Genomic DNA, 7568 nt, shown 5'->3' on the forward strand with positions numbered 1-7568 from the left:
CCATGCGGGATCCGCTGTCCGTCCTCACCGACGCCTTCACGTCCTTCCTCTTCGGCAAGGTGGAGACGACCCGCCTCCCGGTCCGCACCTCCACCGGCCAGGCCCAGGCGGTCTACCTCCCCACCGCCGCCCCCGGCCTGGGCGACTCCGGCGTCATCATCGGCCGCGAGGTCTACTCCGGCAAGGGCTACATCTACGACCCCTTCCAGCTGTACGGCCAACAGCTCCCGGCACCGCACTGGCTGGTACTCGGCGAGTCCGGCAACGGAAAATCGGCGCTGGAGAAGACCTACGTCCTGCGCCAGCTCCGCTTCCGCGACCGCCAGGTCGTCGTCCTGGACGCGCAGGGCGAGGACGGCGTGGGCGAATGGAACCTCATCGCACAGGCCCTCGGAATAACTCCCATCCGCCTGGACCCGATGGCCGCCCTGGACCACGGCATCCGCCTCAACCCGCTGGACCCGTCGATCACGACCACGGGCCAGCTGGCACTGCTCCGCACGATCATCGAAGTCGCGATGGGCCACGGCCTGGACGAACGCTCCGGCTTCGCCCTCAAGGTCGCCCACGCCTACGTCAACGAGACGATCGTCGAACGCCAGCCGGTCCTCATGGACATCGTGGAACAACTCCGCCACCCCGAACCCGAGTCGGCGGAGGCGATGAACGTCGCCATAGACGACGTCAGGGCGTGGGGCCTGGACGTGGCCCTGGTCCTCGACCGCCTGGTCGACGGCGACCTGCGCGGCATGTTCGACGGCCCGACAACGGTGGGCATCGACCTGGACGCCCCGCTCATCGTCTTCGACCTCTCCCACATCGACCGCAACTCCATCGCCATGCCGATCCTGATGGCGATCGTCGGCGTCTGGCTGGAACACACCTGGATCCGCCCCGACCGGAAGAAGCGCATCTTCCTGGTCGAGGAGGCCTGGCACATCATCAACAGCCCGTTCGTCGCCCAGCTCTTCCAACGCCTGCTCAAGTTCGGCCGCCGCCTGGGCCTGTCCTTCGTGGCGGTGGTCCACCACTTGTCCGACGTGGTGGACGGAGCCGCGGCCAAGGAGGCGGCGGCGATCCTCAAGATGGCGTCGACAAGGACGATCTACGCACAGAAGGCGGACGAGGCGAGGGCCACCGGCCGGGTCCTCGGCCTCCCCCGCTGGGCTGTGGAGATCATCCCCACCCTCACCCCGGGTATCGCGGTCTGGGACGTCAACGGCAATGTCCAGGTGGTCAAACACCTGGTCACGGAGACGGAACGCCCGTTGGTCTTCACCGACCGGGCGATGACGGAGTCGTCGGCGGACCACCTCGCCGCCGACGACGCGCTGCACGCCGCCGAAGTCGAACAGGAACGGCGAGCGGCGGCCTTCATGGAACACCACCTCGCCGACTTGGACGGCTCGTCCGAGTCGACGGTGGCATAGGCGGCAGGGGGTAGTCATGAGACCGGATGACGAACGCGCCCCCCGCCGCGAGGGCCAGGGCGGCATCCCCGACGGCCTCCTGGTGGGCATACTCGCCTTCCTCCTCGGCATGACCCTCCTGGTCTGGACGGCCACGGGCCTGGCCGCCCTCTTCGCCCGCGGCACCTGGCCCACCGGCGTCACCTTCACCCGCACCCCCCTGGCCATGCGCCACCTCATCACCCGCCCCCACGACATCCCCGGCGCCTGGCCGGACGCCGACCCCACGGCCCTCTCCGGCTACGGCCTCTTCTGGGGCCTCTTCATCGGCCAACTGATGGTCCTCTTCGTCCTCACGGTGTTCACCATGGGCACGGTGGCGAGATGGAGGGCGGTCAGGGCAAGAAGAAAAGCCGCCCCCACACCCACCCCCGGGCCCCTCACCCCTCCGGCCCACCACGAGGTCCCCACTCCCCGAACCGAACCGGAACCCGAGACCGGCCCCCGGACAACGCCGACGCCGGCGCGGCCGCTCTCCTCGACACCGGTCCCGCATACGCCCTCGACACCCGCTCCTCCGTTGCCGGGTGAACAGGCGGGCGGGTGGGAGACACCCCGCGCCGAAGGCGTGGTGCAGTACGCCCCTCCGCAAACCCGATACACGACCGCCACCCAGGCCGTCCGGGACGCCGAGGCCGCGGCCCTCATCCTCACCTCCAACCCCGCCCTCTGGCAGGACACCAAGGACTCCAGAGCCAAGCTGGGCCCGGTCCACCTCTACGACCCCACCCACCGCTGCGACACCCCCGCCCGGCTCCACTGGTCCCCCACCGCAGGCTGTGAGGACAAGCTGACCGCGGCCTCCAGAGCGACAGCGCTCCTCACCCCCGTACGCCCCACGGCCCGCCTGGACCAGGCGGTCGCCGAGACCGCGGAAACCCTCCTCCGCAGCTACCTGCACGCCGCCGCCATCGACGGCCGCACCATCCGCCACGTCCACCGCTGGTCCCAGGGCACCGGCATCCAGGAAGCGGTCCGCAGTCTCCGTACGAACCCCAAGGCCGCCCCCGGCTCCGCCGGCGAACTGGAAGCCGCCCTCACGGCGCACCCCGAGCGCCGCGACATCGCCCAGGAACTGACGACGCGCGCCCTCTCCGCCCTCTCCACGGTCAACATCCGCGAGGCATGCACTCCAAACCGAAGTGATGCCCTCGCCTTGGATTCCTTCGTGGCCGAGGGGGGAACGCTTTATGTGGTCGGCGAATCCATCGAGGACCCCAGGACGAACCCCGGCGCCATGCCTCTCCTTACGGCCCTCGTCTCCAGCGTGGTCGAGCGCGGCCGGCGCATGGCCGAACGGTCATCCTCCGGTCGCCTCGACCCACCACTGACCCTCGTCCTGGACGACATCGCGGCCGTCGCCCCCCTCCCCCAGCTCCCGGACCTCCTCGCGACCGGAGCCGAACGAGGCCTCCCCACCCTGGCCCTCCTCCGCTCCCGCGAACAGGCCCGAGCACGCTGGCCACATCACGAACTCCCGGTCTGAGGGCTACCCCGGCTCCCGCACGAACTCCACCTCGACATCCCCCGAGTCGTCCCCCAGCGTCACGGACACCCCACTGGGCACGAACCCCACCTTCCGGTACGCCGCCTGCGCCCGCAGATTCCTCTCGTGCACCAGCAGCCGCACCCGCTCCAGCCCGGCCTTCCAGGCCCACTCCACACCGGCCTGGAACAACCCGCGGGTGACCTCACCGCCACGCCACTCGGGCCGCACATACACCCCCACCACATGTCCCTGCCGCCGTTCGACGGGAAGTCCGGCCCAGTCCAGGCTGCCGGCCTCCTCGACGAGTACGGTCACCGAGCCCACCCACTCACCGCCGGCCGTCTCGGCGACGAACTGGGGGTTGAGGAACATCGGAACGAAAACCGGCGCTAAGCCCCTGGAGGGCTTGAGAGCGCTTTGACCTGGGGTTCGGCGGGGGCGGAGCCTTCAGCAGTCGTGTTGATCACTGACTGTCGGGAGGTCCGGGGTGCCGGTCGAGTTTCTGAGGTACACGGAGTTCGCCGAGGCGGAGGCGGAGCTGCGGGCGTGGGTGGACGCGCGGGCCTGGACGACCGTGCGCCCGGCCGACGAGCCCGGCTACCGGCGGCAGATCAAGAGCCAGGCGAACCTCCAGGAGGGTCGCCACTCCCTCGCCCGGAAGATCTTCCATGGCCGGTCCAGGCAGCTCTACCAGCGCTACCAGGACGGCATGGAAGACCAGATCGGCGCCCTGGGCCTGGTCCTCAACGCACTCGTGCTGTTCAACACGCGGTACATGGACGCCGCGGTGAACCAACTGCGTGCGGACGGCTTCGACGTCCGTGACGAGGACGTGGCCCGCCTCTCCCCGTTCGTGCGGCATCACGTCAACATGCTCGGCCGGTACTCCTTCCAGCTTCCCGACCTGCCCGGCGGCCTGCGTCCGCTGCGCGATCCGGATGCCACCGACGAGGAATGACCCGGTCCCGCGCCGCCGGATGGGAGGACCCTGGAGCCACGGCCAAGAGGTACGTCCGACGATGCGCATAACGAGATCTCCGACAGAGCCTGGAATTCCCCAGCCCCGGTCACCTGGGCTGGGGAACATGGGGCTCCGCAGGTGGCCGCAGGCGGGGCGGAGCGGTTCTTCGGGCCGGTGTCGCCCGTCAGGGCTGCCGGGTCGACGGTGTGCTGGTGGATTGTGCGTCCTGCTCCTGTCCGGTCGTGGCGGACCAGCTGGCGAGCAGCTTCAGGCCGTCCTCGGCGGCGGTTTTGGGGGGCGCGCTGTAGACGACCACGCTCAGGCCGCTGTCGTCCGGCAGGCTCATGGTCTCCTGATCGAGTTCCAGTTCGCCGACGAGCGGATGGTTGAGGCGTTTGGTGCTCTCGCGGAAGACATGGACGTCGTGGGAGCCCCACATCACGCGGAAGGTGTCGCTGCGGGTGGACAGTTCACCGATCAGGTTCGACAGTTCCCGGTCGTAGGGGTTTTTCCCCGCCTCGACGCGTAGCGCGCCCACGGCGAAGCGGGCCATGCGCTCCCAGTCGGTGTAGAACCGCCTGGCTGCTGGATTGAAGAACGCGAACCGGGCGACGTTCGCCCCGCATGTCGGGTCGGCGTACATCTCCGAGTACAGGGCCCGGCCCAGCGCGTTGGCGGCCAGCGCATCGAGGCGGTTGTTCATCACGTACGCCGGCATCCCCGGCATGCCTTCGACGATCCGCGCCACGCTCGGCCTCACCGTCGGCCGGACCTCCCGGTGCCGTGCCCGCGCCTTAGGCGCCGGTCCGGCGGCGCGGGCGAGGTCGTACAGGTACATGCGCTCGGTGGCATCCAGTCGCAGTGCCTGGGCGAGGGCGTCCAGCACGCTGTCGGAGACACCCCGCAGGTTGCCGCGCTCCAGGCGCGTGTAGTACTCGACGCTCACCCCGGCGAGCGTGGCGACCTCGCCCCTGCGCAGTCCGGGCACCTGCCGCCGGCCGTAGGTCGGCAGACCCGCCTGCTCGGGGGTGATCCTCTCGCGTCGGGAGCGGAGGAATGCGCTGACTGCGTCCCGGTTGTCCATGCCGACCAGGGTAGGCAGGCCGCGCGAGGGGTGGGGGGCCCTGCCAGTACCCCTCGCAGCAGAGACTCCCCGGTCACGGCCGTCTGCCGTTGCATGGTGCGTGCCCCGATCCCTGGGGCCCGACCGGTGCGAGGACGCAGGCGCCCCCGGCCGGCCGATCTTTCTTGTACCGGAAACAAACCTGAAGGGCACGCGAGATGAGCAACCAGATGAAGACGGTGACGGAGAGCCCCGCGGAGGTCGTGCGAGGGCTGTATGACGCGCTGGGCAGGGGCGATGTGCCGGGTGTCCTGGCCAAGCTCGACCCTGAGGTGATCGTCGACGAGCCGACCCAGCTCCCTTACGGCGGCGTACACCAGGGCCGGGAGGCGTTCGTGCAGTCGATCCTGGGCGCGATGATGGGCTACGCCAACGTTGCCATTACCGATGCCGAGGTGTTCGAAGGTCCGGCCGGCGTCGTCGGAACGCTCACCGGAACGCTCACGGCCCACACCACCGGTGAGGAGTTCCCGCTGACCATGGTCGAGATCCACCAGGTCGAGGACGGAACGGTGCGCAAGATCGACGTCTACACCAAGAACCCCCACGAGCTCGCCGCGTTCTACGCGCGCGCCGAGGCGGGCACCCGCTGACGACGGCACCCCTTCACGAGTCCGGCCGAGTTGCCTCACGGCAGCGCAAGCAGCTCGGCCGACTCATGCCCAGGCCCAGGCCGTCGCATCGATGACCCCTGTCCGCGTCAGCGACACCGCGACCAGCCACGCGCACCACACAGCGAAGGACACACCATGACCACCACCTGGTTCATCACCGGCACCTCCTCAGGCTTCGGGCGACTGCTCACCGAACGCCTCCTGGCCCGTGGCGACCGCGTCGCCGCCACGCTCCGCCGGCCCGAGGCTCTCGACGACCTCCGCGCCGAGCACGGCGACCGGCTCTGGACCGCCCAGCTCGATGTCACCGACACCGAGCAAGTGCGTCGCGTCGTCACCGAGGCGTTCAAGACCCTCGGCACGATCGACGTCGTCGTCAACAACGCCGGTTACGGCGTCCTCGCCTCCGTCGAGGAGGCATCCGACGAGCAGATCCGGCGCGTCATCGACACCAACCTGCTCGGCTCGATCCAGGTCATCCGTGCCGCCCTCCCGCACCTGCGCGCCCAGGGCCGAGGCCGCATCCTGCAGGTGTCCACCGCAGGCGGTCAGACCACCTACCCCAGCCTCGGCTACTACCACGCCTCCAAGTGGGGCATCGAGGGGTTCTGCGAGACCGTCGCCCACGAGATCGCGCCGTTCGGCCTGGCCCTGACCATCATCGAGCCGGGTGCGACCCCCACCAGCTTCGGCACGTCGCTCGACATCGCACCGCCCCTGCCCGAGTACGAGAACACCCCCGCGGCCGACACCCGGCAGGCGTTCCTCGGCGGCCACTTCCCGGTGCCCAACAGCGCGGAGAAGCTCACGGACGCGATGATCGACCTCATCGACTCCGGCGCGACCCCGCTCCGCCTCCCGCTCGGCCCCGACACCTACGAAGACGTCCGCACCGCCCTCACCGGCCGGCTCGCCGAACACGAGGCTCATCGCGACATCGCCCACTCGGTGGCGGCCACAACCGCCCGGTGACCGAGACCAGGCGTCAGTCGCCGCCGACGACGAGTGACTAAAGCGGGTTCGCCGTACTCGGCGATGTATGCCGCGCGGTTCTCCGCGATGATCGCCCGGCCGCCCTCTGCGGTGAGGTGGTCGACCGAGGAGACGGCCGGCACTTGCCGCCCGTCCGCGTTGGACGTGATCAGTGCGATCCGGCGGTCCAGGCCGGGACCGCCGGGCCGTCGTAGCCGTACTCCGCGCACCAGCCCAGCCACGACAGCACCGCCGCCCGGCGGGCGTTCCAGGTGTTGACCGCCGCCGTGCCCCACAGCAGTTCCAGGGCCTCGCCGATCTCGTCGTCCGCGACCGACCCCAGCGGGCGGCCCTCCCCGATCCGCTCGGCCGTCTTGCCGACGCCGGTCGCGTAGCTGCGGACCGTGTTCGGGTTCCGGAGCGAGTCGAGGAAGGCATCCGCCACCGCACGGACGGTCAACGCCTTCCCGGCCGGCAGTTGCACGACGGTGGGCACCGCTTCCCCCTTGCTACAGATAACAGGGCCGCTTCACGCGCGGCCCGGAGAGCATCACCGCAGCTCACGAACCATGCTCCCGCAGACAATAGGGCGTTATCCGTGGGACGACTTCAGACCGGTCCCGCGACCGACGCTCCGTCAGCCGCCCACCAGGGGCGACGGAGGCTTAGCGCCGGTTTTCGTTCCGATGTTCCTCAACCCCCGAACTGCCGAGCTCCGACGGCCCCTCCGCGGCTCTCAGCGCCCTCTCCTGCCAGAAGGAATCCGGCCGCCCCAGGGCATCCTCATACGTTTCCAGAAAGGCGACGCCCGCGACCGGAAACAAAATCCTTCATGCAAGTACCCTAAACGCAGAAAACCCCCGCACCGAAAGGTGCGGGGGTTTTCCCAAAGATTGTTCGGCGGTGTCCTACTCTCCCACAGGGTCCCCCCTGCAGTACC

5 protein-coding genes and 3 pseudogenes are annotated in these 7568 nt (G+C 69.6%); 5 read left to right on the plus strand and 3 right to left on the minus strand.

The features are described 5' to 3' along the window. The first annotated feature begins 2 nt into the window (after positions 1 to 2). Together ACIBVL_RS38890 and ACIBVL_RS38895 are read left to right on the plus strand one after the other, a co-directional pair. Positions 3 to 1430 (plus strand): ATP-binding protein, encoded by a 1428-nt coding sequence (locus ACIBVL_RS38890; RefSeq protein WP_399105200.1) that lies wholly within the window; start codon positions 3 to 5, stop codon positions 1428 to 1430. A gap of 16 nt (positions 1431 to 1446) precedes the next feature. Continuing rightward, positions 1447 to 2955, plus strand: a complete 1509-nt coding sequence (locus ACIBVL_RS38895) for a TraM recognition domain-containing protein (RefSeq protein WP_399105202.1) — start codon at positions 1447 to 1449, stop codon at positions 2953 to 2955. 3 nt (positions 2956 to 2958) lie between these two features. Here ACIBVL_RS38895 and ACIBVL_RS38900 read toward each other — a convergent pair. Continuing rightward, positions 2959 to 3315, minus strand: a pseudogene (locus tag ACIBVL_RS38900) (GNAT family N-acetyltransferase); the annotation flags it as partial. Between the two features lie 217 nt (positions 3316 to 3532). Between ACIBVL_RS38900 and ACIBVL_RS38905 the strand changes: the two are divergent. Then, positions 3533 to 3916 (plus strand): annotated as a pseudogene (locus ACIBVL_RS38905) (Tn3 family transposase); the annotation flags it as partial. A 187-nt stretch (positions 3917 to 4103) separates the two neighbouring features. Here ACIBVL_RS38905 and ACIBVL_RS38910 read toward each other — a convergent pair. Continuing rightward, positions 4104 to 5003: a helix-turn-helix domain-containing protein gene (locus tag ACIBVL_RS38910; protein ID WP_399105204.1), complete on the minus strand. Its 900-nt coding sequence runs from the start codon at positions 5001 to 5003 to the stop codon at positions 4104 to 4106. Positions 5004 to 5200: 197 nt separating this feature from the next. Between ACIBVL_RS38910 and ACIBVL_RS38915 the strand changes: the two genes are divergently transcribed. Together ACIBVL_RS38915 and ACIBVL_RS38920 are read left to right on the plus strand one after the other, a co-directional pair. Then, positions 5201 to 5635 carry a nuclear transport factor 2 family protein gene (locus ACIBVL_RS38915; protein ID WP_399105206.1) on the plus strand — a complete coding sequence of 145 codons (435 nt, stop codon included), beginning with the start codon at positions 5201 to 5203 and terminating at the stop codon, positions 5633 to 5635. 156 nt (positions 5636 to 5791) lie between these two features. After that, positions 5792 to 6628 carry an SDR family oxidoreductase gene (locus ACIBVL_RS38920; RefSeq protein WP_399105208.1) on the plus strand — a complete coding sequence of 279 codons (837 nt, stop codon included), beginning with the start codon at positions 5792 to 5794 and terminating at the stop codon, positions 6626 to 6628. A gap of 184 nt (positions 6629 to 6812) precedes the next feature. On the opposite strand, the pseudogene ACIBVL_RS38925 reads toward ACIBVL_RS38920, so the two are convergent. Further along, positions 6813 to 7124 (minus strand): annotated as a pseudogene (locus ACIBVL_RS38925) (site-specific integrase); the annotation flags it as partial. Between the last annotated feature and the right edge of the window lie 444 nt (positions 7125 to 7568).

The organism is Streptomyces sp. NPDC049687, assembly GCF_044465285.1.
Classification (GTDB): domain Bacteria; phylum Actinomycetota; class Actinomycetes; order Streptomycetales; family Streptomycetaceae; genus Streptomyces.